The sequence below is a fragment of the Plantactinospora sp. WMMB782 genome (genome assembly GCF_049179135.1).
Lineage (GTDB): Bacteria > Actinomycetota > Actinomycetes > Mycobacteriales > Micromonosporaceae > Plantactinospora.
This window is the reverse complement of record NZ_JBMHMC010000007.1, coordinates 7,392,346-7,416,772: the sequence shown is the minus strand read 5'-3', so window position 1 is coordinate 7,416,772 and position 24,427 is coordinate 7,392,346. Positions and strand designations below refer to the sequence as shown.

The window sequence follows — 24,427 nt, the reverse complement described above, 5'->3', positions numbered from 1 at the left end:
CGGCTCGGTACCAGCATCGTGGGGCCGGAGACCGGACACCACGGAAGACAGTTGGAAGTTGGATGTACGCCTAGGACAGCTCGCCGCGGATCGGATCCTCGCCGACCCGCTTGAGGTAGTCACCCGGGCTGGTGATCGGCCTGCCGTGCTCCCGGTACTTCTGCCGGACCCGTTCCAGGTGGGTTTTCACGGTGCTCTTCTCGATGCCGAGCCGGCGGGCGATGACGGCGTGCGTCATGCCCTCGGCCACGCCGAGCAGGATCTGCCGTTCCCGGGGCGTCAGCGACGGGCCACGCCGGTCGTCGTCGCTGAGCAGGAACGCGTGTTCCGGCGAGGTCGGCGTCTCGCCCCGGTGCACGGCCCGGATCGCGCCGGCCAGATCATTGAGGTCGCGTTCCTTGGGGATGTAGGCCACCGCGCCGGCCTCGGTCGCGGAGACCACCCAACGGCGGTCCTTCACCACCGAGATGACGATCACCTGGCGGCCGGCGGCGGTCAGTTGCGCGACGTTGTGCGCCGGATCGGTGAAGTTGCCCAGGTCGAGATCCAGCAGCACGATCGTCGGTGCGTCGGGTTCGGCAAGGTACTCGTCCACCGAGGCGGCCGTCGCCGTCAGACGGATGTCGGGCGTGCTGCCGAACCAGTTCGCGAACGACTGGAGCAGCATCTTCTCGTCGTCGATCGCGCCGATGGTTATGACGGTTTCCATGTGATCTCCACGGTGGTGCCCTCGCCGGGCGTACTGGCAATGTCACACTGGCCGCCGGCCTCGACCACCCGGTGCCGGATCGAGCCGAGCAGGCCGTACCCGCTGCGTGCGGCCGTGGGCACGAAGCCGGCGCCCCGGTCCACGACCGTGACGCGCACCCCGCCGGTGCCGTCGCCGCGGGACGTCAGCCACGCCTGCCCGGTGCCGGCGTGCTTGCGGGCGTTGTTCAGCGCTTCCCGGGTCGCGCCCAGCAGTGCCTCGGTGACGTGGCCGGGCACGCCCGCCGGAAGTTCGGCGGAGTTGTGGTCGATCCGTAGCCCGAGGGCCGCGAGGTCGCGCACGACGCGTCCGAGCCCGGTGCCGAGGTCCGTCGAGACCGCCTCGTCCGACCCGGTGATCAGGGAACGCAGGTACCGCGCGTCGCGCTCGCACTGGCTGCGGAACTGTTCGGTGTTGAGGTCGATCTGCCCCATCGCACCCACGGTCAGCGTGGACAGCACCGTGTCGTGCAGGTTCCGGTACTGCCGCCGCCGCTCCCAGTCCCGGGCCTCGACGGACGCCATCCGGGCCGCCGCGTCCGCCGCCTGGCGCTGGGCCGCCAGCGCGGACGCGTGGGCCTCGTCCGCGGCCCGAGCCGACGCGCGTACCCAGGTCGCGGCGAGCCCGGCGGCGACGGTGAACAGCACCAGCGAGCCGATGTTGCCGGTCACGGAGGCGAGGAGCGAGGAGTCGGCGGCGAAGTCCCGCCAGACGCCGGCGAGGTAGCAGCCGGACAGCAGCAGGATCGACGGTACGGCCAGCCAGCGCGGGCCGAACACGACGGCGAGCACGCCGGCCGCGTTCGCCGGCGCGACGGTCCAGTTCGCCCAGCCGATCGCGTGTCCGGGCGCGGTCAGCCGGCCGACGACGACGAGCGCGACACCGATCAGCAGGACGTCGGCGGCGACGGCGACCCAGGTGATGCGCCGCCCCCGCAGCGCGCCGCCGTAGAGCAGCAGCGACCACGCGGCGGCGACTGCGTAGAGGCCGAACACGACGTCCGGTCGCGAGTAGGCGGACCGGTCGGTGGAGACGGCGGCCACCCCGGCCGCGGCGTACTGCGCGAGGCGGACCGCCCCGAAAACGCGCACCAGCACGCGCTCGGCCTGTTCCCGCCCGTCGACCCCCAACACCCTACAAACATTTCAAAACCCGGAGGTTCCCGGAAGTCCGCTCTGTGGCGGACCCCCGGGAACACGAGTCGACTCCGGGTTCTCACCGGCCCGGTGCGGATCACGATCGCGAGGCCCGTGCCCACCGTCCTACCTGTCCTGGACGCGCGGCTGGCGCCCGTCGGAGGACAGCTGGTGCTCAGGAGGCGGTGCAGACCGGGGTCAGGCCGGTCGCCGTGCCGGTGCCCTGGAAGCCGAACTCGGTGGACTGGCCGGCGTTCACCGCGCCGTTGTAGCTGACGTTGCTGAACTGCACCGTGCCGCTGGTGCCGCTGCGGTTGGCGTTCCAGGCGTTGGTCACGGTGGTCCCGGACGGCAGGGTGAGCTGGACGCTCCACCCGTTGATCCGCGCGCTGCCGGCGGTGACCCGCACGGTGGCGACGAAGCCGCCGGTCCAGGAGTTCAGCGAGACCGTGGCCGTGCAGCCGGTGGTCGGGTTGGGCGGGGTGGTCGTCACCGGCGGGGTCGTCGGCGGCGGGGTGGTCGGGTCGACCGGCGGCGTGGTCGGCGGGACGGACGGCGTCACCGGCGGCGTGGTCGGCGGCGGGGTGGTGGTGGTACGACCCCTGTTCAGCTCGTCGAGCACGGCGTTGTAGGCGGCCTTCTTCTGGTAGCTGCCGTTGCCGCCGGTGAACAGCAGACCCCGCTCGGAGGAGCGCCACGACTCGCTGTCGGAGATGCCCCAGACGGTGATGCCGGTGCACTTCGCGACGTTCAGGCAGGCCCGGACGACCTTGCGGTAGTTCTCCGCCTGGCCCGCGCCGATGTCGTTGTTGCTCAGGTCGTCGTCGATGTCGAGTTCGCTGATGTGCACCTCGACGCCGAGGTCGGCGAAGCGCTGGATGTTGGCCTGCAGATCGTCTGTGATGATGCTGTTCGGGTTGTCGTTGAAGTGTGCCTGGAACCCGACGCAGTCGATGTACTGCCGGTAGTTGCGGACGATGTCGTACAGCGCGTTGGCCTTGCGGTTCGGGGTGCCGCCCCGGACCGTCAGACCCTCGACGTCGTAGTCGTTGATGCAGAGCTTGGTGGTGAATCCGCCGGCCTGCACGACCTGCCTGGCCCGGATGAACGAGTCCCGGATCACGTCGGTGTCGCCGGAGTCGAAAACGTCTCCGTCGCCGTTCGCGTCCCGGTTCATCGTGTGCGGCCACTGGTTGCGGCGCCGGCCGGTGTTGTTGTCCTCAAGCGCCTCGTTGACGACGTCCCAGTAGGCGATCCGGCTGCCCCAACGGTTGATGGCGTTGCCGATGAAGTTGTTCAGTGTCCCCTGGCTGGCGCCCTGCAACTGCCCGGCCTGTGAGTGCCACACCAACGTGTGGCCCTTGACCAGCATGTTGTTGCTCTGGGCGTGGTTGACCAATTGGTCCGCGCCGCCGGTGTTCTGCAGCCCACCGCTCGACGTGGCGATCGTGTCCGGCTTCATGGCGTTCTCGGGAGTCAGCTGGCTGAACTCCTGGCCGACGATCGGGTAGAGCCGGTTGGGGTTTGCCGCGACGCCGAAGAAGAGCCCGGCCTTGGCGGCCGCGGCCCGCAGCGTGGTCTCGGCCGCGGCGGCCGGGTTGATGGACTGGACCGTCACAGCGCTGCCTACCAGCACCAACACCGCCGTCGGCAGAGCTATCCTCGCAACTTTCCTACGCTGTCTCAGGCTGCTGTTCACGGGCCCTCCCTGACGCGCTATGCCTGTAATCGATGCCTGTGTATACCCTCGGAACGGTCAGTATCGATACCGCCCAGGCGCAGTGTCAACAACTTCCGGAAATGCTCCGGAAACCTCCGCGAGGTCAGGTGGCCGGGCTGATGCGGGTTCGCGCAGGTGGGAGAGGTCCGCGGCCGAGCGGTCCGCCCCGATCGAACGGCCGACGCTCGACCGGGTCCATGGTCGACATCACAGGTACCGAAAATCCGCGAGTGCGGCACAGTGGATCGACGCTCGGGATCGCCCGGCGGTCGAGGTCGACCTGACGCCGCCGCGGTGATCATCGAACCACCTCGTAGTGCAGGTGGGTCACCCCGGGCGCCGGGACGACCTCGACGAGTCGGAGTCGCACGTGTTCGGGCAGCGAGAGGAAGAACGGCCGGCCGGCGCCGAGCAGGATCGGTACCTGGTGCAGGATCACCTCGTCGACAAGTCCCGCCGCCAACGCCGCCGTCGCGGCGCAGCCGCCCATGACGGCGACGTCCCGGTCGCCGGCGAGGGCCCGCGCCGCCGCGACCGCGTCCTCGATCCCGGTCGTGACGAGCGTCTGACGGCCGTCGGTCATCCCGGGAACCGGCCGGTGGCTGAGCACCACCAGCGGCGCGTCGGGGTGCGGCGTCCCCCCGTCGATCCACCCCGAGTCGTCGTACGTGCGGCGGCCGGCCAGGCTCGCGCCGACGCGACCGGCGAGTGCGTCGAACACCCGGGCGCTGGGCGCACTCAGTTTGAACCCGTCGAAGACCCGGCTCGGGGTGTCGCCGTCGAAATACCAGTCGAACAGCATCGGGGCGTCGCCGAGGCCGCGCCCGGCGCCGGGGTCGCGGCCGGTGAGACAGCCGTCGACGGAGACGGAATGGGCGCTGATCACCCTGCTCATATCGGGTCCTTCCGTTGAAGTCGGGCGTGGTGCGGAAAGTCGTCGAGCGAGCCGCCGAACCGGGCCGGAGGCAGCCCGGGGTCGGACGCTACGACCGACCCGACCCCGGTGTCTTGAACGAATCGCGCACGGTCAAGACCCGCAGCGGTGGCCTTCTCCGGTCGGCGAGGAACGGCCGGTAGGACGCCGAGTGGTCGTGGCCGCAGGCGCACCGGTCGAGGTCCCCGCCGAGGAGCCGGCCTGGCGTGAGACCCGTAAGGCGGCGGCACTCCCGGCCGAGGTGAGCCTGGTCGGCGTACCCCAGGTCGACCGCCAGCTCCGCCATCCCGTCCGCACCGGACCGGCCCCTGGCGGTGGTGCCGGCCTGCGCCAACGGGAGGAAGCCCTGGAACCGCAACGTCCGCTGGAGGACCTTGGGGCTCATCCCCACGGCGTGCAGGAAGCGGCGGCGCAGTTGGCTCTCGGAGAGTGCGAGACGAGCGGCCAGGGCGTCGATGGTGACCGGATGCCAGGGCATCAGCGCCCGGACGGCCCTGGGCACCAGCGGGTCGAGCCCGGCCGAGCGCCGGAACTCCCGCAGGATGTGGTCCTGGACCACCAGGAGGGCCCGCTCCGGCGTACCGGCTCCGGCCAGCTCTGCCACGAGCCGGTCCACCGATCCGCCGCAGAGCGCCGCCAGGCTCACGCGCTGGTCCACCAGGTCGTCGAGCATCGTCGGCAGCGGCGGTGCCGTCCCGGGGCGGAACCGCACTCCCACGACGGTGGTCCGGGCCGGGATGACCTCCACCTGCGGCCCGGTCAGCGGACCGACCAACTGCGGAGTTCCGCCGAGCGGGAAGTGCAGCTCGACTCCACCGGTCGGCAGGTGCCGCTGCACGTACGGCAGGTCGCCGGTGCGTTGTATCCAGACCGTCCGCACCACGCCGGCGAGCCCCGGCGACGGAGGGCGTTCGACGTAGGAGTCCACCCGGGCAATCCTCGCACCGCCCGGCGCGGTCCGGGGCCGACTCCCGGCCGGCTGGTCCCGGCAGGTACGACAACCTGCGTACGTCGAAGGTCGCTCGAGGGCGGATTCCGGATTGCCGCGATCCAGCTGGAATGACGGGGCACCTACCGGTCCGCACCCAGGAGCCCTTCCTCATGAGACGACACCATCGACGCACCCTCGCCCTCGCCCTCGCCGGAGCCGTACTGGTCGGCGTCAGCACCATCCCCACGACCGCCGCCAACTCGGCGGGCGAGCGGTCGCAGTCCGCCACGTCACTCGGCCGGTGGCTCGAACGCCAGGCTGTCGCGGCGCCGGTCGACGGAGCCGGAGTGGACCTGGCCCGGTTGGGACGGCTCACCGGTGACGCGACCGTCGTCGGTCTGGGCGAGGCGGCGCACGGCCTGGCAGAGGTGACCAGGGCGAAGAGCCGGGCGGTCCGATACCTGGTCGCCCAGCGTGGCTACCGCACGGTGGCCTGGGAGGACGACTGGACGCTCGGCCTCCAGATCAACGACTACATTCACGGGCGCCGGGACGACCGTGACGCGCTCGTGGGGCAGCTGAGCCGGGAGGCGCGCACCCGCGAGGTCGCCGACCTGCTGAGCTGGCTCCGGGAGTACAACCGCACGCGCCGTGAGCGGGTGACCTTCGTCGGCGCCGAGTACTTCGCCACCCGCCCGCTCGCCTACCAGGCCGTCCGCGCCCACGTCGCCGCCGTCGCCCCCGACCGGTTGGCCGAACTGCGACCGCTCATCGCACTTCTCTGCCCGCCCGACGACGACATGGGGACGTACCTGGACTGGTTCCGCCGCGAGGTCGGGGACAAGACGCCGTACGTACGGGCCGCCGCCGAGCTGTACGACCTCGTCGAGTCGCTGCCTGGCCGGGCGGGCGACCGCGTCCACACCCTCGCCCTGCAACACGCCCGGCAGATCAGGTCGTTCTACACCGCGTTCAGCCTGCCGGCGGAGCAGGTGATGGGCTATCGCGATGCCCGGGCCGCGGAGAACGTCAGGTGGTGGCAGCGGTACAGCCGGGACCGGGTGGTCTACTGGGCCGCCGCCGCCCACGTCAGCACCGTCGCCGAGGTGGCCCTCACCGTGCCGGCCTACCCGGCGACGACGTTCGCCCCCGTCGGGTCCTATCTGGAGCGGTGGTACGGGCAGCGGTACGTGACCGTCGGCTACACGTTCGACTCGGGCACCATGTTCCGCCCACCCGACCAGCAGGCCGAACTGGCGCCCGCGCGTCCGGACTGGTTCGAGGCGCCCCTGGCGGAGGTCGGCCGGGACAGCTACTTCGTCGACCTCAGCGGGGAGGCTCCGCGGGCGGTGCGGAGCTGGCTGGACGGGCCCATGCTCACCCGGGGCGTTCCCGAGGCGGGCCCGGGGTCGACGATGTCCGGGGGCACCCCAGCGCAGTGGTACGACGCACTGGTGCACATCCAGCGAGTCACCGCCTCGACGCCATTGACCGCGGTGCGTCCGCTGCCGCCCGGTTGACGCCTGCGCGATTCGTTCAAGACCGGCCGCCGCGCGGCTCCTAGGTTGTTGGACCTCTGGAAACTCTTCGATCAGGTGAGGAAATACATGAGCAAGAAGTTCGGCGCCCGGACGATCCTGGTTACCGGCGGGCTGGGCATGATCGGCGCCCATGCCGCCCGCGCGCTCGCCGATCTCGGTCACCGGGTGGTCGTGACCGCACACCGCCGTACCGGGGTCCCGTCCTTCCTCGCCGGCCGGGTCAGCGTGGAGTCTCTCGACGTGACCGACCGGGCCGCCTTCCTCGCCCTCGCCGACCGTCACGAGATCAGCGACATCGTCCACCTGGCCGGCAGCGTTCCCGGCACCGATCCGCTGCCGTACCTCCGGACGGACACGACCGGCCTGCTCAACGCGCTCGACGCGGCCCGCGCCCGGGGCGTGCGCCGGTTCGCCGTCGCGAGCAGCCTCGGCGTGTACGTCGGCTGCTCGGAGATCCCGTGGCACGAGGGGCTGGCGTTGTCTCCGGCGGGGCTGCCCCATCTGATCGTCGCGTTCAAGAAGGCGGTCGAGCCACTGACCACGCACGCGCTGCGGGACAGCGGCGTCGAGCCGGTCGTGTTGCGCATCGGCAGCGTCTGGGGACCACTCATGGACCCGGAGTCGCCGTTCAACCACGTCCCGCCCTACCTCAGCGCGGTGCGCCGCGGCGATCGGCCGCGGCCACTGCACGCCGACGACGGTGGCGACTGGTGTTACGCGCCCGATGCCGGCCGGGCCATCGCCCTGCTGACCACCGCGCAGACCTTGCGGCACACCATCTACAACGTGTCCGGCGGCCGACCGTTCACCAACCGGGAGTTCGTGGACGCCGTGCAGGCGGCAATGCCCGGCCAGCGGCTCGACCTGCTGCCCGGACGGCAGGCGGGCGCCGGCGCGAATCCGTACCTGGACACCAGCCGGCTCAGCCACGACACCGGGTTCAGCCCGGCCTTCGACCTCGCCGCGGCAGTCGCCGACTACGTCGCCTGGCGCGCTGTGAACCCGCGCTGAGGGGAGCGGAGCGTGCTGGACCCGCTCACTCCCGCACAGCGGTGCTCGCCTGTTCCGGAGCCTGCGGGACGATCGGCACCGGGCGTCGCCCGGCCGTGGCGCGGGGGCACCTGCGTCTGCGGCAAACGGCCGACACGACCGCGATCGCTCGTTAGAGTCGTGGTGTGGTTGCCGCATCCCGCCGGCTCACGCCTGGTCCTGGCCGGCGCCGGCCGAAGGTGAGCCCGCTGCCCGGCGGCTCGATCGTCGACGATTAGCGATGCCATGCGTCCGATCCGCCGGAAGAGGAGCGGGCCCGACACCCGGAACTCGACACCGCTGCCGAAGAACCACCGTGGCCCGCGCGACGCGCGCCTCGATCGACTCGTCGTACGGCCGGCGGTGCACGACGACCTCCGGGTGATAGCCCACAGTCACGTCGCGCTTCTGCCGGTCGGGCTGTTCCCGTCGCTCGGGGCGCGCTTCGTCCGCCGTTGGCAACGCACCTTTCTCGACTCCCGCCACGGCCTCGGGTACGTCGTAGTCGACACGGCGGCACCGGGGGACGGCATCGTCGGTTTCCTGCTCGGCACCACCGACCAGGCCGCACACATGGCCGCACTGCTCACCGATCGGCGGACGGTCGCCTCTCTCGCGGTCGCCGGGGTCGGAGCACTGCTGTGCCGCCCCCGGGTGGCGGCGCGCCTGCTGCGCTCGCGGGCCTGGCCGTGGGTACGCCAGCTCAGTAGGCGGCGGGCGGCGGGCGCGCCGCCGAACTCCTCGCGCCCGTCGCCGCAGGTGGCGGTGATGATCGCCTTGGCCGTCCATCCGGAGTGGCGCGGCAGCGGGCTCGGTGAGACGCTGGTGGCCCGGTTCGTCGAGGATGCCCGCCATGCCGGAGCCGGCACGGCAGAGCTGGTCACCCCGACCGGCCCTACCGGGGCGGCCACCTTCTACGAACGCCTGGGCTGGGAGGCCGGACCGTACCGGCAGACCCGGGACGGGGACGGCCTGCGCGGCTACCGCCTCCACCTGCGCGACCCGGAGTGAGTCGGTGACCGGCTGTTCACGCCGGCTAAATCGATCCATAGATTTCCCTCCGCCTCTAGGCGCGAGTTTCCTTAATGGGTAAGGTGATCGCACCGCCGGGCAGGCCGACGTCCCGGGCTGGCGGCGCGCGCGTTCGGGAGAAGTCGGGGAGCGGCCGGCCGCACGCAGGGGCAACTTTCTGACGACTGCGCGCGGAGGCGGGCTGCGACCACCCGATCGACGATCGTCCCCGGGTGGCGGTTCGCAGCTGCCCCAGGGGCGGCAGCGGACCTTCCGGCCTCCGTCGGCGGGCAGCGATGAGGCGAGACGAAGGAGGGGGAACGGCCATGGAGGACAACCTGTTCAGGTCCCGGCGCGGCTTTCTGGGGATGGGGGTGGGGCTGCTCGGCGCGGCCGGGCTGGCCGCCTGCGGCGACAGCTCGCCGTCGACGCCGCAGGTGCAGGCCGAGGTCCCGAAGGAGCTGATCGATGCCGCGGCATCGTTGAAGGGCTCCTCGATGGGGATGTTGTCGCAGAAGCTCTACTCGGAGGCGGCGAACGCGGCGCTCGACAGCTCGATCAGGAAGTTCGCCGACACCACCGGCACGAAGATCGACAACAGTCTGGTCCAGGCCGACGCCGGTGACGTGGTGGCGAAGATCCACGCGGAGGTCGAGGGCGGCGTCGCGCGTGACCTGGCGTTCATGACCGACTCGCGCTTCGTCGCGCAGTTCCATGCGCTGGGCGACCTGGAGGACGTGACCGACGTCGTCCAGACGCTTACCGCCAGATACGGCGAGCCGACCGCGGAGTCCAAGAACTTCTGCGTCTTCGACGGCAAGTGGTTCGCCATCCCTTACCACTTCATCGGGATCGGGTCGTTCCTGCGCAAGGACTGGATGCAGGACAAGGGCATCACCCCCAAGGACATCTACAGCTGGGAGGAGCTGCGCGACCTGTGCCTGGCCATCTCCGATCCGTCCAAGCGGCGGTTCGGCTGGGGCATGACCGTCAACCGGTCCGGTGACGCGAACGGCATGATCGAGGCGCTGATCAACTCCTACGGCGGGTCGATCGCCACCGACGACGGCCGGAAGGTCACGTTCAACTCGCCCGAGACGGTGCAGGCGGTCAGCTTCCTGGCCGACATCTACACCAACCCGAAGTACAAGCCGATGCTGCCGCCGGGGGTGGCCGCCTGGACCGACTCCAGCAACAACGAGAACTGGCTCGCCGGGATCCTCGGGTACACCCGCAACCAGCTCAGCGTCTACGCGGACTCGAAGACCAAGAAGAACCCCGTCTACGACAAGACGCACGTCTTCGCCGACTGCATCGGACCGGCCACCGACAATCCCTTGCTGCTCGGCCAGTCCCAGGCCTTCGTCATCTTCAAGGGCGCCAAGAACTCGGCCCTCGCCAAACTCCTGGCCCAGTACCTGGTCACCGCACCCGCGCTGCTCGGGGTGGCGAAGGAAGCGCCCGGCCTGGCGCTGCCCGCCTGGGAGAAGGTCTGGGACGCCGACCCGTTCTTCACGAGTGGCGACCCGGCGTTCCCGATCATGCGCAAGATCACTCAGCTGTCGCTGCCGCTGACCACCAAGAACGGGCTGAACTTCCCGCAGAAGGCCAGCGCCGGCCAGCAGGCCGCCGTCGGCGCGTACGTCCTCACCGACATGATGCAGCAGGTCATCCAGGGCACGCCCGCCGCGCAGGCCGTGCAGGCAGCCCACAACAAGATGGTGCAGATCTTCACCCAGCAGGGGCTGCCGCAGTGACGTCGGTCCGCCCAGCACCGGCCCCGGCGGCGGGGGCATCCTCGCCGCCGGGGGCCGGCTCCCTCACCCCGACCCAGCGGCGGCTCGGCCGTGACTGGCGGCTGGCGGCGCTGTTCCTGGCGCCCACCGCCCTACTCGTCGGCGGGCTCGTGCTGCTGCCGATCGCCTGGTCGTTCGTCACCAGCACGACGGAACGGCACGGACAGCAGAGCGTCTTCGTCGGCCTGGCCAACTACGTGGCCCTGTTCGGGGACGACCAGTTCCGCACGGGCGTAATCAACTCGTTCGTCTTCACCGCGTACGCCGAGGTCTTCAAGGTGGTGCTGGGGCTCTCCGCGGCCCTGCTGCTGCACAACCTGCGCCGCGGCCGCGCGGTGCTGGCCGGGCTTCTCCTGCTGCCGTGGGTGGTGCCGACGGTGGTCACGGCGTTCAGCTGGCGCTCGCTGCTCGACCCGATCTTCGGCAGCGTCAACCTGCTGCTCACCGAGTCGGGGATCGGGCCGCTGCTGGCCAAGGCGCATTTGGTCGACACCTGGCCGGCGGGCTGGCTCTCCGAGGCGTCCCTGGCCATGCCGTCGGTGATCATGGTCAACGTGTGGAAGGGGGTGCCGTTCTTCACCGTCGCGTTCCTCGCCGGGCTGAAGGCCATCCCCGCGGACCTCTACGAGGCGGCGACCGTCGACGGCGCCTCGTCGTGGCAGCGGTTCCTCCACGTGACGCTGCCCGGACTCCGCCACGTGATCACCGTGACGGTGACCCTGTCGTCGATCTGGACGTTCAACAACTTCGACCTCATCTGGCTGTTGACCCAGGGCGGCCCGGGTGACGCGACGGCGCCGTACGTGCTGGTCGCCTACTCGAAGGCGATCCTGCAACTACAGTACGGCGCGGGCGCGGCGGTCACCCTCGTGATGATGCCGGTCGTCGGCGTTCTTGTCTTCTTCCTGGTCCGGTTGCTGCGCCGGGACGTCGTCACCGCGTCACCCCGACGGGCCCGGACGGCACGGCAGGTGCGGCAGGCGCGCAAGGCGCTGCCGTGGGCCGTCGCCCTGGTGCTCACCGGTCTGCTGGCCTGGGCGTCGCCACACATCGTCTGGAAGGCGGCGCTGGTCCTCGGGGTGATCCTGCTGGTCGCCGCGGCGGTCGGCCGGGTGGTCTCGGCGCTCCGGTCCTGGGGACGTCGCCGGGCGTCGTCCGTGACGTCGAAGCTGGCCTCCGGGGTCGCGCTGGCCGCGCTGCTCGTCTTCGTCCTGGTCCCGCTGTACTGGATCGTCGTCACGGCCTTCAAGTCCGAGGGCCAGATCGTCATGCGGACCAGTGACCTGTGGCCGACACCGTGGACCCTCCAGCAGTTCACCGACCTTTTCGCCACCAAGCCCTTCGGTCGCTGGTACCTCAACACGGTGCTGGTGTCCGCGGCCTCCACCGCGGTGGCACTTGTCTGCGCCGCCCTGGCCGGCTACGCACTGGCCCGGCTGCGGTTCCGCGGGGCGCAGGGTTTCACCGTCACCGTGCTGGTCACCTACGTGATGCCGGGCGCGCTGCTGTTCATCCCGCTGTACCAGCTGCTGATCGGCGTACGGCTCACCGACTCGCTGTGGTCGCTGGTGGTCACCTACCCGACCTTCACGCTGCCGTTCGCCACCTGGCTGCTGGCGGGGTACTTCTCGTCGATCCCCATCGAGTTGGAGGAGGCCGCGCTCGTCGACGGCTGCACCCGCCTCCAGGCGTTCGGTCGGGTGGTGCTGCCGCTGGCCAAGCCGGGACTGCTGGCGGTCGCGCTGTTCACCCTGACGAACGCCTGGAACGAGTTCCTCTTCGCCTTCGTGTTCATCACCAAGGACGAGTACAAGACGCTCCCGGTGGGGATGCAGTCCATGATCGCCGGGGACGTCGTCCCGCAGGGACAGCTCGCCGCGGCCTCGCTGCTGGTCAGCATCCCCGTGGTGATCATGTATGCCTTCGGGCAGCGCTTCCTCACCGAGGGACTCACCGCAGGGGCGGTCAAGGGGTAGCCGTTCGGTGAGTACCCGACCAGCCGGGGCCGGCGTCACGGCGAGGCGGGGCGACCAGCGTCGGTGGAACGGCCGACCAACGCCCGCCCGCCGTGACCCCGGCCGCACGGCGGGCGGGGTCACGGGCGGGCTCCTCCTGTGGTGGCGGCTGCCGCGCCGAGCCCGATCACCACCGGGACGGAGCCGAGCAGGGCGCCCAGCAGCAGACCGACGGGCAGTACCAGATCGTGCCCCGCCGGCCCGGAGGCGAGTCGCGGCTCCCGACCCGAGGCGGCGCGGGTCTCCGCCGGGGTACCCGGTCCTGGCGGGGCTGCGTCGGTACGGCGGCGTCTCCCAGTCAAAACGAAATCGGTTATCGTCTTCGACTGGACGTTGGCGCGACTGTTCCGGGCACCACGTGGGCAGCACCGCCGCACCCGAACACCTCGTCGACCGAAGACCGCGGCTCCCCGCCTAGGATGGGCTGCCAGTTCGGCCTGCCGAAGGGACACCGGACCGTGCCAGACAGGGTGACCGCGCCGAGACCCACCGGCGACGAGGTCGAGCCAGGGTCCGCCGCCGCCGACGACGAGCGGTTCGCCGAGGCAGGGCCCACCGCCGCCGACGAGCGGTTGGCCGAGCCGGCGCATGATCCGACACCGCCCGCCGGGACCGACGACGACGGGTCCCGGTGGTGGCGCATCGGCTCGCTCGAGGTACTGGCCGCGCTGTTCCTGCTGCTGGTCGTCTTCCAGGGGCCGGTCGGGTCGTTCCTGTCGACGCCGCGGCTACAGACCTGGACGACCGTGTTCGTCTCGGTGATGGTCCAGTCGGTGCCGTTCCTGGTCTTCGGCGTGCTGCTCTCCGCCGCGATCGCGGTCTTCGTACCCCGGTCGTTCTGGGCGCGGGCGCTGCCCCGCCATCCGGCCCTGGCCGTACCGGTGGCCGGCGCGGCCGGTGTCGTGTTGCCCGGCTGCGAGTGCGGTTCCGTGCCGATCGCCGGGTCGCTGATCCGGCGTGGGGTGACCCCGGCCGCCGCGCTGGCGTTCCTGCTCGCCGCCCCGGCGATCAACCCGATCGTGCTGGCCGCCACGGCTGTCGCCTTTCCGGACAACCCGGAGATGGTGGTCGGCCGGGCGGCCGCCAGCCTGCTCGTGGCGGTGCTGATGGGCTGGCTCTGGCTGCGGCTCGGCCGGGCCCACTGGATCCGGCTGCCGCACCGGCCCGAACTGGACGACCTTTCCCGGGGCCGGGCCTTCTGGGCGGCGGTACGGCACGACGTGGTGCACGCCGGTGGCTTCCTGGTGCTGGGTGCGATGGCCGCCGCCGCGATCAACGTACTGGTGCCGGAGCGCTGGCTGCGGACCCTGGCCGACAATCCGGTGCTGTCGGTCCTCGCGCTCGCGGTGCTGGCGGTGCTGCTGTCCATCTGCTCCGAGGCGGACGCCTTCGTGGCCGCGTCGCTGTCACAGTTCTCGCTCTCGGCCCGGCTGACGTTCCTGGTCGTCGGTCCGATGGTCGACCTGAAACTGATCTCGATGCAGACCGGTGTCTTCGGACGCCGGTTCATGGTCCGGTTCGCCCCGACGACCTTCGTCGTCGCCGTACTCGTGTCGTCCGTGGTGGGGATGGTGGTGCTGTGAGCAGCGGCCGGATCGGGGGGCCGGGATGAACCGGCAGGCGCAGGCGGTGGTCCTGCTGCTGCTCGGCGGGTCGGTGCTCAGGGCCAGCGTCACCGACGTCTACCTGCGGTACGTCAAGGAGGGGCTCCGGCCGTTCCTGATCGCGGCGGGGGTGCTGCTGATCGTCGCGGCGGTGCTGACCCTCTGGTACGACCTGCGCGGGTCCGAGCACCGCCAGGAGACGCCGGCCGGGGACGGCCACGACCACCACGGGCACGGCGGCCGGGTCGGCTGGCTGCTCATCCTGCCGGCGGTCGGGCTGCTGCTGGTCACGCCACCGGCGCTCGGCTCCTACGCGGTCAACCAGACGGGCACCGCGCTGACCGGTCAGGAGGTCGACCACTATCCGGCGCTGCCGGCGGGCGATCCGGTGCGGCTGAGCATGCTCGACTACGCCGGACGGGCCATCGTCGACGACGGCCACACGCTCGGGGACCGCAGGGTCCAGTTGGTCGGGTTCACCGCGCCCGGGGCGGACGGGGAGCAGATCCTGGCCCGCATGGTCCTTTCCTGCTGTGCCGCCGACGGGCGCCCGGTCAAGGTCGGGATGGCCGGCGACGTGCCGACCGGGCTGCCGCCGGACACCTGGGTCGAGGTGGTCGGTCGGTACACCGCACAGCGCGGGACGGACCCGGTCAGTGAGGTGGACATCCCCTATCTGGACATCGAGTCGTGGCAGCGGGTCGCCCCACCGAAACAGCCGTACGAGTAACCCGCGGGACCGCCCCCGCCGGTCGCGGATGCCGATCAGCGGTGCCGTGCGGGGCCAGCTCTGCCGGCCGGTCCACCCATCGGGCGGATCTTCCATCCAGGTCACGGTGTCGGCAGTATGGACGGAAGGGCTTGGGGCGGTTGTGGCGGCGGCCATCCCGGCAGGCCGTGAAGGAGACGGATGAGCAACCGTACGAAGCTGCGCCCGGGATCGCGGGTGTCCGCACCGGCCACGTCCAGGCCGGCCGGGCGTCGACTGGCAGCCCTTGCCCTGGCGTTCGCGCTGGGGGCGCTGCTGGCCGGTCCGATCGGTGCGGTGACGGCCGGCGACGACCCGCCGATGGCCGACGAGGTGGCGCAGCTGCGCGCCGAGGAGGCCAAACGGGACGCCACCCAGATCGTCGACCTCACCAACCAGGCCCGACAGGTGCAGCAGAGTCTGGTACCCGTCCTCGACGGGCTGGCCGCGGCGGTGCCGGTGGGCTCGGGGTCCGGACCGCTCGCCGCGGGCACCGCCGTGACCGGCTGGCAGGCGAGCACGGAGAAGGCGGTCGAGGGCTTCGCCGATCCACCGTCGGCGGGTACGGGCGTCAACATCGCCCGCTCGGGCCTGGCCGCCGCCGTACGGGCCCTCGACGTCGCCGTCGACACCTACGCCGCCGCGCTGGCCCTACCTGCGGCCGACCGGCCGAAGCTGCTGGAACTGGTCGGCCGGCAGCGGGACGTCGCCGTCGCCACCTGGTCGACCGCCGCCACCCAGCTCGACCTGCTCAACGTGGACGCGGGCAACGGGCACGCCCACGTCTTCCTGCCCGCCGTGCCGGGACAGGGCGCACTCACCGCCGACGGCGCACCCGAAGGCAGCTGACACCGTCCCAGCGGGTGCGGCGGCGTCAGGTGTCGGTCGGCCTCCTGCGACGCAGCAGCAGAGCCGCACCGACCGCGACCGCGAGCACGGCGCCCAGAATCACGGCCCACCAGAGTGCGGGGGACGACCCGTCGTCGTCATCCGCTTCCGCCGCTGCGGGCGACGCGGCCGGCGGTGTCGTGGGATGCGCGGTCGGGGTCGCCTCTGCCGTCGGGCTGGGCTCGGCGGTCGGGGTGGGCGGCGCGAACCTGTTGGTGAAGGTGAAGGTGCCCTTGATCGGGTGGCCGTCGGCGGAGACGGTGCGCCAGGCGACGGTGATCGCACCGACGGGCAGTGGCTTGACCTTCTGGGTGATCGTCCTGTCCAGCACCTGCGGTTCGGCGTCGCTGTAGGAGATCGTGTCCGGGCCGGTCACCGTCACGGTGGTGCCGGGTTTTTTGACCAGCCCGCTGAACGTCAGCGTCACGGCGGTCAGGGCCTTGCTGACCGTGCTCTTGGCCGCCGGTGAGGTACGGCTCAGCTCGGTGTGCGCACTGGCCGGGCTCGCCGGCAGGACGACGACGAGGGCCCCGACGAGGAGAGTGGCGGCAGCGCAGCGCAGTCGGTTCCGGTTCACCGTGCCACGGTAGCGCTTTGGCTGGCCCGGGGAGGAGACCGCCCCGACCAACCGTTGATGGTGGGTCGGGCGGCGGTGGCTGGGGCTCGGCGCGGCTGCCGGCGAGGTCGATCAGGCCACCGCGAGTCACGGCCGGAGCGCCGGAGGCCGCGTTTCGCGCGGGCCGGAAGAGGGGCTCCTATTCCGGCCCGCGCGAGATGGCCGAGCCCGTCAGCGGCTACCGGCTCCCCGGCGGTGGCTGATCAGCAGCCGTGGCCAGGTGCAGGGACAGTTCCCGGACCAGGTCGTCCATCGACTGGCCCGACTGCGCCTGGAGCAACCCGAGCGCGAGGTCGGCGAGGAGGAAGAAGCCGAGGGTCTTCGCCGCCTCGGTGGGGAAGGTGGCGAGGAGGGCTTCGGCGCCGTCGAGGTCGCCGCGTCGGCGTGCGGCGACGACTCCGGCGGCGCGTTGCACCGTCTCGGCGGCGTGGACCGGATCGGGGTGGCCCACCGCAGGTCAGATCTTGGGTTGGCTGGCTCGGGCGGCGTCGAACCGGGCGGTGACGTCGGTCCAGTTGACGAGGTTCCAGAGTCGGTCGACGTAGTCGGGGCGGACGTTGCGGTATTGCAGGTAGTAGGCGTGTTCCCAGGCGTCGAAGACCAGGATCGGGGTGGAGCCCTGGCCGACGTTGCCGTGGTGGTCGTAGACCTGTTCGACGATCAGCCGGCGGCTGAGTGGTTCCCAGGCGAGGACGCCCCAGCCGGAGCCCTGCACGCTCTTGGTGGCGGTGGAGAGTTGTCCGGAGAACTTGTCGAAGGAGCCGAAGTGTTCGTCGATGGCGGCGGCGAGGTCGCCGTCGGGGCGGTCGCCGCCGTCGGGGGAGAGGTTGTTCCAGAAGATCGAGTGGAGTACGTGGCCGGAGAGGTTGAACGCGTACGTCTTCTCCAGGCCGACGAGGGTGCTGTAGTCGCCCTTGTCGCGGGCTTCGGCGAGTTGGTCGAGGGCGTCGTTGCTGCCCTTGACGTACGCGGCGTGGTGCTTGCCGTGGTGCAGTTCCAGGATCTCGCCGGACATGGCGGGTTCGAGCGCGCCGTAGTCGTAGGGCATGTCGGGGAGCGTGTAGACGGCCATCCAGAGCTTCCTTCCCAGTTCTGCCATAAAGGTGCTCCTGCCACACTATGGCAACAACGCGGATCGGGGGGTGCTGTAGAGCAGTCTCTGGAAACCGGGGCGCTTCCGGTCAACGCCGCACCGGCGAATGCTCACCCGGCGCCAGCCCCGGGCCCCGGACGCCCGTCGGGGTGGTGGGCCCGAGGGGTGCCGCTCAGTCAGTTGCCGTCCGGTGTCCAGAGCGGGTCGCGGCCGAGGTACCGCAGCAGGGCGGCGACCGGGTCGTCGCCGGCCTGGGCGGGTAGCGCGGGGGCGTAGGCGAAGCCGCGCAGCGGTTCGGCGGTCGCCTGCGCGGCCGGCGTCAACTGCTCGGCCAGTGCGACGGTCAGTGGTGTGGGCTGGCCCGTCGCCACCGCGACATCCCAGGCGTGTACGGCGGCGTCGAGAGCGCAGGCGGCGGCCGCGAGTGCCGGCGCCAGCTCCGGCACGGGCGGCAGCGGGGTGCGCACCGACGACGCCGCCGGGTCGACAGCGGCCCAGGCGCCGCTGGCCGCCTCGATCGCCTTTGTGACCGCCTCCTGGACGCCGCCGTCCAGTTGGCGCGGCGGGTCGAAGGGGTCGTGGGACGGCGGCGAACCGGCTCCGACCGTGGACGCCCAGACGTGCTGGTCGGCGGCGGCGTGCAGCAGCACCTGTGCCACTGTCCAGTCCGAGCACGGGGTCGGGCCGTCGAGCCGGCCGGTGCCGACGGCCACGGCGGTGACGTGACGCAGGGTGTCGAGAGCGGTGTTGAGTACGGTGAAGGTCACGGATGGTTCCTTTCGACTGGTCGCGTTCGTGGCCGGACCTGCCGACGATCGCTTCGCCGGCATTCGTCGTGCTCGGACGGGGATACGGCGACGTCCGCGCGATTCCGAGGCGGAGCGTACGTGCGCGCGCTTTCGCCCCGCTGACGGCTCACTGACGGCCAATTCTGATGCAGCTCGATGAGACCGGGCTGTCGGCCGCACCCCCGACCGTGCCGAGGTCCCTCGGACCGTGCGGGCAGTTGGCGACGGGCGGAGGCGACCGCCTCCCGGTCAGACGTCGCCGCCGGTCCGCCAGCGGGCGACCAGGTCGGCCTGGCGTGCGGGGCGGCCGGGCAGCGCTGCCTCGGCGGGGGCGTGCAGCGCCTGGAGGAGCAGGGCGAGGTAGCGACGGCGCAGCGCGGCACCGCCGTCGGCGCCCGGAAGTTCGATGGACGCGACCATCTCCAGCAGCAGCGTGACGTCGGCCTCGGAGATGTCGTCGCGGAGTTCGCCGGACCGACGGACACGCTGGAAGAGGGTCTCGGCGAGCCCGCCGGCCCGCTTGGCGAGGGCCGAGAGTTCCGCGGTCGGGGTGAACGTTCCCGCCAGCCGTTGCGCCAGGGCCTGGCTCTGACCGTCGACGACGCGCTCCAGGCAGGCGACGTAGGCGTCCCAGGGAGCGGCATCAGAGACGAGTGCGGTCTCGAGATCGGCGACGTAACGGTTGAGACCGTCCTCGGCGAGCGCTCGTAGCAGGTGCTCCTTGCTGGGATAGCGCCGGTACAGGGCGCTGATCCCCACCCCGGCGTGCACCGCGACCTTCGCGATCGGAGCTTCGGGGTCGGCGAGGAACACCGCGCGCGCGGCGTCGAGGATTCGCGCGTTGTTGCGCTGTGCCTCCGCCCGGCGGCCGCTAAGTGAGCTGCGGTCTTCCTCGGCCATCCGCTGAGGCTAGCAGTGCGGCGAGTTGTACTTGTTTGCTAGCTTCGACAGAAGTGATACGTTCCGTTCCGTTCCGACTGGCCCTCGAGGCCGAAATCGCGCCCGGGTCGGGCCGGCGTCGTGCGCGGCCTGCGCCAGCAGGCTGCGGTGAGGAGGTTTCCGGCATGACGGTTCGCCAGCTCCGCCTCGTGGTGCACGCCTCAGACTACGAACAGGCGGTGACGTTCTTCCGCGACGCACTCGCGATGCCGGTCGCGGAGTCCTACTCCGGTGCGGGGGGCGCCGAGGTGACAATTCTCGACGCGGGTCGGGCGACACTGGAACTGTCGAACACCGCGCAGATCGAACTCATCGACCGCGTCGAAGTCGGGCGACGGGTCGCACCACGGTTCCGTCTGGCCCTCGAGGTCGAAGACTGCGAGCTGGCCACCCGGGACGCCCTCGCGGCCGGCGCCACGTCGGTCGCGCCACCCACGCGTACGCCATGGAACTCCCTCAACGCCAGGCTGGACGCACCCGGAACCATCCACCTGACCCTGTTCGAGGAACAGCCGGACCCGGGCCCGCCGGATGCCGCGGCCGGCGACCCGGGCCACGGCGGCGAGCCGTCGTCCCCGGTGGCGCGACGCCCTGACGACGACCGCTCCGGGCAGCAGGACCGGACAGACCCGCCTCCCGCGCGGTGACGACCCGACGAGTGACCGCGTCGACCGTGCCCAGGGCAGGCCGCTCGACCGTGACCGCCGCGTCGCCCGGGGAGCCGGTCGCGGCTGTGGTCCACTTCCGCATACTGGGAAACCTGGAAATTCGGCGGAACGGCGCGCTCGTCGTCCTCTCCGCGGCGAAGCTCCGGATCATCCTGGCCTCGCTGCTGCTGCGGGCCGGCCGTGTCGTGCCGGTGAGCGTCCTGGTCGACCGGTTGTGGGACCACGAACCACCGGCCGAGGCGCGAGCGGCCCTCCAGACGTACGTGGCGCGGCTGCGTCGGCTGCTGGGTACCGACGCCGCCATCCAGACGCGCAGCGGCGGGTACGTCATCGAGCTGCCGGCGGGCTGCTGCGATCTCCAGGAGTTCGACGAGCTCCTGGAGAGCGTGCGGATCGCCCTGGGCCGTGGCGACCGGGCGGCCGCGCTCGAGTCGTTGCGGGCGGCGACCGCGTTGTGGCGCGGCCCGATCCTGTTCGACGTGGACTCGGCGGCACTGCATCGCGAGGAGGTGCCGCAGGTGCAGGAGCGGTGCCTGGAGGCTGCGGCGCGCCGGTTCGCCCTGGAACTGGCGCTCGGGCACCACCGGGCGGTGGTCGAGGAGCTGGGCGCACTCGCCGCGGCGTACCCGTTCCAGGAGGAGCTGCGGGCACACCTGATGCGCGCGCTCTACCGGTCGGGGCGGCAGGCGGAGGCGCTGAAGGTCTACCGTGACATCGCGGCGCTGCTCCGCACCGAGCTGGGCCTGGACCCGGGTCCCGAGCTGCGCGCGGTGCACCAGGCGATCCTGCTCGGCGAGGCGGTGGACGACGACGCCCGCGGCGACGCGTCACCGGGCTCGACGGCGCTGTGCCAGCTGCCGCCGGCGATCGGTGACTTCGTCGGCCGGGCAGAGCAGGTCGCCGGGATCGCCAGCCTGCTGGCCAGCGAGGACGAGCCGGCCACGTTGCCCATCGTGGTGCTGAGTGGGGTGGCCGGAGTGGGCAAGTCGGCGCTCGCCGTGCATGTCGCACACGGCCTGCGGGACCGTTTCCCGGACGGCCAGCTCTATGTCAACCTGGGCGGTGGCGGCCCGGCTCCTCGGGACGTCGCCGAGGTGCTGGGCGAGCTGTTGTACGCGCTGGGGCTGCGTCCCGACGCTGCGCCACGCTCCGTGCAGGCGCGGGCGGCGACCTTCCGCGCGCGGGTGGCCGACCGCCGGATCCTGATGGTGCTCGACGACGCCGCCGACGCCGGACAGGTGGCACCCCTGCTGCCCGGTACGGCCAGCTGCGCGGTCCTCGTCACCAGCAGGCGGTCACTCGACGAGATTCCCGCCGCCGACCGCCACCGCCTACAGCCGTTCTCGGTGACGGAGGGGATCTCGCTGCTCGACCAGATCCTCGATCCGGACCGCGTCGCCGGCGAACGGACGGCCGCGGAGGAACTGGTGAAGCTGTGTGGTCGCCTCCCGCTCGCCGTGCGGATCATCGGCGCACGGCTCCAGCCCCGGCCCACCCTGCGACTGCGCGTGCTGGCGGATCGGCTCCAGGACGAGCACCGGCGCCTCGACGAGTTGGCCGTGGGCGACCTGGCGGTCCGCTCGGAACTGGCGGTCGGCTACAGCGGGTTGGCCGGTCCGATCCAGCTGGCGCTGCGCCGGATGGGTCTGCTGCTCGCCGAACCCTTCGCCGCCTGGACCCTCGGCGCGATCACCGACGGCGGCGACGGGGAACGCGCCGTCGAACAGCTGATGGCGGCCGGGCTGCTGGAGCCGGTCGGCCTCGACCTGGCCGGTCAGCTGCGTTACCGGCCGCACGACCTGGTCGCGCTGTACGCCCGGGAGTTGGCCGACGGCGAGGACGAGGAGGCGACCCGGGCGGCGTACCGACGACTGCTGGACACGTTCCTCGTCCTGGCGCACAGTGTGCACCTGCGGGTGGACCGCAAGGACGGGTTGCCGCCCGACCCGCTGCCGGCCGGCATCGCCGCCGGGCCGGTGGACGTCGCCGGCCTCACCGCCGACCCGGGCGGGTGGTTGCAGACCGAGCGGAGCCAGCTGTTGTACGCCATCACGCAGGCGTGCCGGCTGGGCAGCTACGACAGGGCGGCGCTGCTGGCCGACATGATCATCCCGCCGCTCTCCATCCGTGGCGGGTACGAGCAGATCGCCCGGGTCCGCGCGACCGTCCGGGACGCCGCCCGGGCGGCCGGGGACGAGCGGGTCGCCAGCCGGCAGGCGAGCAGCCGGGCGGACGTCCTGCTCTCCCTATGCCTCGACGAGGCCGCCGCGGAGTTCGAGGGATCGGTGGCCGTGTTCCGCCGCCTCGGACTGAGGCACGAACTCGTGCACAGCCTGACCGGCCTGGCGTTCGCCCGGATGTTCCAGGGGCTGCCGGCACTCCCGCACGCGGAGGAGGCGACCGCGATCGCCTACGGGACCGGCGATCCCGACGCCATCGTGCTGGCGCTGCGCACCCACGCCGACACGCTGGTCCTGCAGGACCGACCGGCCGAGGCACTGCCCCTGCTGGACCGGGCGCTGGCCCACGCACCGACGATCTGGAACACCGACAGCCACCGTGCCCTGCTGGTCCGCAAGCTGGACTGCGCGATCTCGCTCGGCGAGCTGGACCTGGCCGACTCGACGTACGCGCAGGCGCGCGAGGTGACCGACGCGGTCAACAACGCGCACGGCCTCGGTTGGCTGCTCGTGCACCACAGCCGGTTGCGCCGCGCGCGCGGCGACTTCCCCGCCGCCATGACCGAGGCGCGTGAGGCGCTGCGGCGGATGGTCGAGGTGGGCGACCCCCGGGGAGTGTTTCTCGCGAACCTACGCCTGGCCGAAGCACTGCTGGCCGGCGGCGACGCCGCGGACGCCGCGGCCCTGCTGCGTACCCTGCTGTCCACCTCGGACGCCGCGTCCGTGCCGCTGCTCAGGGCGAGGGCCGACGCCCTGCTCCGGCAGGCCGGCTCCGGGTGACCAGTCTCCGTGCGGGTCAGGCCCGGAGCCACCCGGCTCCGGGCCTGACCTGGACCACCACGACTGGCATGGCGTTCGGCCGATCGGGCCGGACTGTCAGTTGTAGTAGTAGAAGTAGTAGACCAACTCGGGGCACCCACCGGGGAGGGTGCAGCCCTCGTGGTACTGGTAGATGGGCGAGACCGCGTAGTACCGCGCGAAGTTGGACCGCGTGTGGACGCAGCTCCAATAGTCGTAGCCGCACTGGACGTAGTTCTCGCCCGCGATGCCGACGTCGCCGTCCGAGGTCGGCACGACGCTCGCAGCGGCCTCCGGCGCCTGGTGCGCGGCGCTCGCCGGTGCTGCCGCGGCGGTGGCGATCCCCAACGTCACCATGGCCGTGACAGCCACTCCTACCGCCACTCTCTTCAGGTGCATGAACATCCTCTCGATTCGCGGACAGGTCGTCCGGTTCCCGATCCGACCCCTCACGGCATCGGGACACCGGCCGACCTGTCCCAGCCGGCCTGGCTGTTGGAAACACGGTAGGAGTGGGTGCCCTCGCCGAACTGACACGATCCTTTCGCCCGCCTGTCGCCGCATCGCCGGACGACTTCGGACGGTCGCCGCGCTCCCGCGTTTGTGGGTATGTTGTGGCTGCCCCGGTCTGCGGCCACTTGCGGTTTCGTCGGGTGGCTGGAGCTGGATGGCGCGGAGCGGACAGGGGAGGCCCGTCGGGTGAAGGTCGTTGCGTTGTCCTGCACGCAGAAACGTCAACCGTCCCTGACGGACGCGCTGCTCGAGGCGGCGATCACCGGTGTCGTCCGGGAGGTCGCCGACGCGGAGATCCAGCGCATCCGGTTGATCGACCACCGCATCGAGATGTGCGAGGGGGAGGACACCTGCCTCGATCCCGAGGTGGGCCGGTGCACGCTCGACGACGATTTCGAGCAAGTGGTCGACCTGGCCGAGGGCGCGCAGGGGATGCTGCTCGCCATGCCGGTGTACGCGGGGAACGTACCCGCGGTGTTGAAGATCTTCCAGGAACGTCTGAAAAGCTTCATGAACGCCCGGCAACGTCCGTTCGGCAACCTGCTGGTGGGAACGATCGTGCATTCCCGCACGATGCTGACCGAGCCCGCCCTGGGCGCGCTGTTCCCGTGGTATCTGCGGTTACGGAACAGGAACGTGGCGTCGGCGTGTTTCAGTCAGAACGGTCACCAGGACCTGACCCGCACCGCGGCGGCCGACCTGTGTGTGGCCGTGGGCCGGCAGCTCGGCAT

22 protein-coding genes and 1 pseudogene are annotated in these 24,427 nt (G+C 71.4%); 11 read left to right on the top strand and 12 right to left on the bottom strand.

Features of this window, described 5'->3' with window-relative positions; all coding sequences use genetic code 11:
- Positions 1 to 70 precede the first annotated feature (70 nt).
- The 5 genes from ACN28A_RS35120 to ACN28A_RS35100 all read right to left on the bottom strand — a co-directional run bounded on the left by ACN28A_RS35120 (position 71) and on the right by ACN28A_RS35100 (position 5,466).
- Positions 71 to 709 (bottom strand): LuxR C-terminal-related transcriptional regulator, encoded by a 639-nt coding sequence (locus ACN28A_RS35120; RefSeq protein ID WP_421402878.1) that lies wholly within the window; start codon positions 707 to 709, stop codon positions 71 to 73.
- Entirely contained in the window at positions 694 to 1,881 is a 1,188-nt protein-coding gene (locus ACN28A_RS35115; RefSeq protein WP_421402876.1) for a sensor histidine kinase, read from the bottom strand. Before ACN28A_RS35115 ends, ACN28A_RS35120 begins: the two co-directional genes overlap by 16 nt.
- A 178-nt stretch (positions 1,882 to 2,059) precedes the next feature.
- On the bottom strand, positions 2,060 to 3,502 hold the full coding sequence (locus ACN28A_RS35110) for an endo-1,4-beta-xylanase (RefSeq protein WP_421402874.1): 1,443 nt from the start codon (positions 3,500 to 3,502) through the stop codon (positions 2,060 to 2,062).
- Between the two features lie 400 nt (positions 3,503 to 3,902).
- Positions 3,903 to 4,499 (bottom strand): dihydrofolate reductase family protein, encoded by a 597-nt coding sequence (locus ACN28A_RS35105; RefSeq protein ID WP_421402872.1) that lies wholly within the window; start codon positions 4,497 to 4,499, stop codon positions 3,903 to 3,905.
- Between the two features lie 88 nt (positions 4,500 to 4,587).
- A complete protein-coding gene (locus ACN28A_RS35100; protein ID WP_421402870.1) occupies positions 4,588 to 5,466 on the bottom strand; it encodes a helix-turn-helix domain-containing protein in 879 nt (292 codons plus the stop codon).
- A gap of 173 nt (positions 5,467 to 5,639) precedes the next feature.
- On the opposite strand from ACN28A_RS35100, the gene ACN28A_RS35095 reads away from it, so the two are divergent.
- The 5 genes from ACN28A_RS35095 to ACN28A_RS35075 all read left to right on the top strand — a co-directional run bounded on the left by ACN28A_RS35095 (position 5,640) and on the right by ACN28A_RS35075 (position 12,822).
- Complete coding sequence (locus ACN28A_RS35095) at positions 5,640 to 6,989, top strand: erythromycin esterase family protein (protein ID WP_421402868.1); 1,350 nt, start codon at positions 5,640 to 5,642, stop codon at positions 6,987 to 6,989.
- A gap of 87 nt (positions 6,990 to 7,076) precedes the next feature.
- Complete coding sequence (locus ACN28A_RS35090) at positions 7,077 to 8,021, top strand: NAD-dependent epimerase/dehydratase family protein (protein WP_421402866.1); 945 nt, start codon at positions 7,077 to 7,079, stop codon at positions 8,019 to 8,021.
- 264 nt (positions 8,022 to 8,285) lie between these two features.
- Positions 8,286 to 9,050 carry a GNAT family N-acetyltransferase gene (locus ACN28A_RS35085; protein ID WP_421402865.1) on the top strand — a complete coding sequence of 255 codons (765 nt, stop codon included), beginning with the start codon at positions 8,286 to 8,288 and terminating at the stop codon, positions 9,048 to 9,050.
- A gap of 326 nt (positions 9,051 to 9,376) precedes the next feature.
- A complete protein-coding gene (locus tag ACN28A_RS35080) occupies positions 9,377 to 10,807 on the top strand; it encodes an extracellular solute-binding protein (protein WP_421402863.1) in 1,431 nt (476 codons plus the stop codon).
- Positions 10,804 to 12,822, top strand: a complete 2,019-nt coding sequence (locus ACN28A_RS35075) for an ABC transporter permease subunit (protein ID WP_421402862.1) — start codon at positions 10,804 to 10,806, stop codon at positions 12,820 to 12,822. Before ACN28A_RS35080 ends, ACN28A_RS35075 begins: the two co-directional genes overlap by 4 nt.
- Positions 12,823 to 12,941: 119 nt before the next feature.
- Here ACN28A_RS35075 and ACN28A_RS35070 read toward each other — a convergent pair whose 3' ends face one another.
- Positions 12,942 to 13,163: a hypothetical protein gene (locus ACN28A_RS35070; RefSeq protein ID WP_421402861.1), complete on the bottom strand. Its 222-nt coding sequence runs from the start codon at positions 13,161 to 13,163 to the stop codon at positions 12,942 to 12,944.
- 270 nt (positions 13,164 to 13,433) lie between these two features.
- Here ACN28A_RS35070 and ACN28A_RS35065 point away from each other — a divergent pair, with 270 nt between their 5' ends.
- The 3 genes from ACN28A_RS35065 (at position 13,434) to ACN28A_RS35055 (ending at position 16,062) form a co-directional block, all read left to right on the top strand.
- The gene (locus ACN28A_RS35065; RefSeq protein ID WP_421404822.1) at positions 13,434 to 14,444 is read left to right on the top strand and encodes a permease; all 1,011 of its coding nucleotides are present in this window, start codon (positions 13,434 to 13,436) and stop codon (positions 14,442 to 14,444) included.
- A gap of 25 nt (positions 14,445 to 14,469) precedes the next feature.
- Positions 14,470 to 15,195, top strand: a complete 726-nt coding sequence (locus tag ACN28A_RS35060) for a TIGR03943 family putative permease subunit (RefSeq protein WP_421402860.1) — start codon at positions 14,470 to 14,472, stop codon at positions 15,193 to 15,195.
- A gap of 180 nt (positions 15,196 to 15,375) precedes the next feature.
- Positions 15,376 to 16,062 carry a hypothetical protein gene (locus ACN28A_RS35055; RefSeq protein WP_421402859.1) on the top strand — a complete coding sequence of 229 codons (687 nt, stop codon included), beginning with the start codon at positions 15,376 to 15,378 and terminating at the stop codon, positions 16,060 to 16,062.
- Positions 16,063 to 16,087: 25 nt separating this feature from the next.
- Here ACN28A_RS35055 and ACN28A_RS35050 read toward each other — a convergent pair whose 3' ends face one another.
- The 5 genes from ACN28A_RS35050 to ACN28A_RS35030 all read right to left on the bottom strand — a co-directional run bounded on the left by ACN28A_RS35050 (position 16,088) and on the right by ACN28A_RS35030 (position 19,498).
- On the bottom strand, positions 16,088 to 16,678 hold the full coding sequence (locus ACN28A_RS35050) for a copper resistance CopC family protein (RefSeq protein ID WP_421402858.1): 591 nt from the start codon (positions 16,676 to 16,678) through the stop codon (positions 16,088 to 16,090).
- 217 nt (positions 16,679 to 16,895) lie between these two features.
- Complete coding sequence (locus ACN28A_RS35045) at positions 16,896 to 17,168, bottom strand: superoxide dismutase (protein WP_421402857.1); 273 nt, start codon at positions 17,166 to 17,168, stop codon at positions 16,896 to 16,898.
- A 6-nt stretch (positions 17,169 to 17,174) separates the two neighbouring features.
- Positions 17,175 to 17,789 (bottom strand): superoxide dismutase, encoded by a 615-nt coding sequence (locus ACN28A_RS35040; protein WP_421404820.1) that lies wholly within the window; start codon positions 17,787 to 17,789, stop codon positions 17,175 to 17,177.
- Positions 17,790 to 17,986: 197 nt separating this feature from the next.
- Complete coding sequence (locus tag ACN28A_RS35035) at positions 17,987 to 18,577, bottom strand: TIGR03086 family metal-binding protein (protein WP_421402855.1); 591 nt, start codon at positions 18,575 to 18,577, stop codon at positions 17,987 to 17,989.
- 270 nt (positions 18,578 to 18,847) lie between these two features.
- Positions 18,848 to 19,498, bottom strand: coding sequence for a TetR/AcrR family transcriptional regulator (locus ACN28A_RS35030; RefSeq protein ID WP_421402853.1), 651 nt, complete (start codon positions 19,496 to 19,498; stop codon positions 18,848 to 18,850).
- 164 nt (positions 19,499 to 19,662) lie between these two features.
- Between ACN28A_RS35030 and ACN28A_RS35025 the strand changes: the two genes are divergently transcribed.
- Positions 19,663 to 20,184, top strand: coding sequence for a VOC family protein (locus tag ACN28A_RS35025; protein ID WP_421402851.1), 522 nt, complete (start codon positions 19,663 to 19,665; stop codon positions 20,182 to 20,184).
- A gap of 11 nt (positions 20,185 to 20,195) precedes the next feature.
- Complete coding sequence (locus ACN28A_RS35020; RefSeq protein ID WP_421402849.1) at positions 20,196 to 23,165, top strand: BTAD domain-containing putative transcriptional regulator; 2,970 nt, start codon at positions 20,196 to 20,198, stop codon at positions 23,163 to 23,165.
- Between the two features lie 96 nt (positions 23,166 to 23,261).
- Here ACN28A_RS35020 and ACN28A_RS35015 read toward each other — a convergent pair whose 3' ends face one another.
- Positions 23,262 to 23,582, bottom strand: a complete 321-nt coding sequence (locus ACN28A_RS35015) for a hypothetical protein (RefSeq protein WP_421402847.1) — start codon at positions 23,580 to 23,582, stop codon at positions 23,262 to 23,264.
- A 210-nt stretch (positions 23,583 to 23,792) separates the two neighbouring features.
- Here ACN28A_RS35015 and ACN28A_RS35010 point away from each other — a divergent pair.
- A pseudogene (locus tag ACN28A_RS35010) lies at positions 23,793 to 24,242 on the top strand (flavodoxin family protein); the annotation flags it as partial.
- Positions 24,243 to 24,427: the final 185 nt, after the last annotated feature.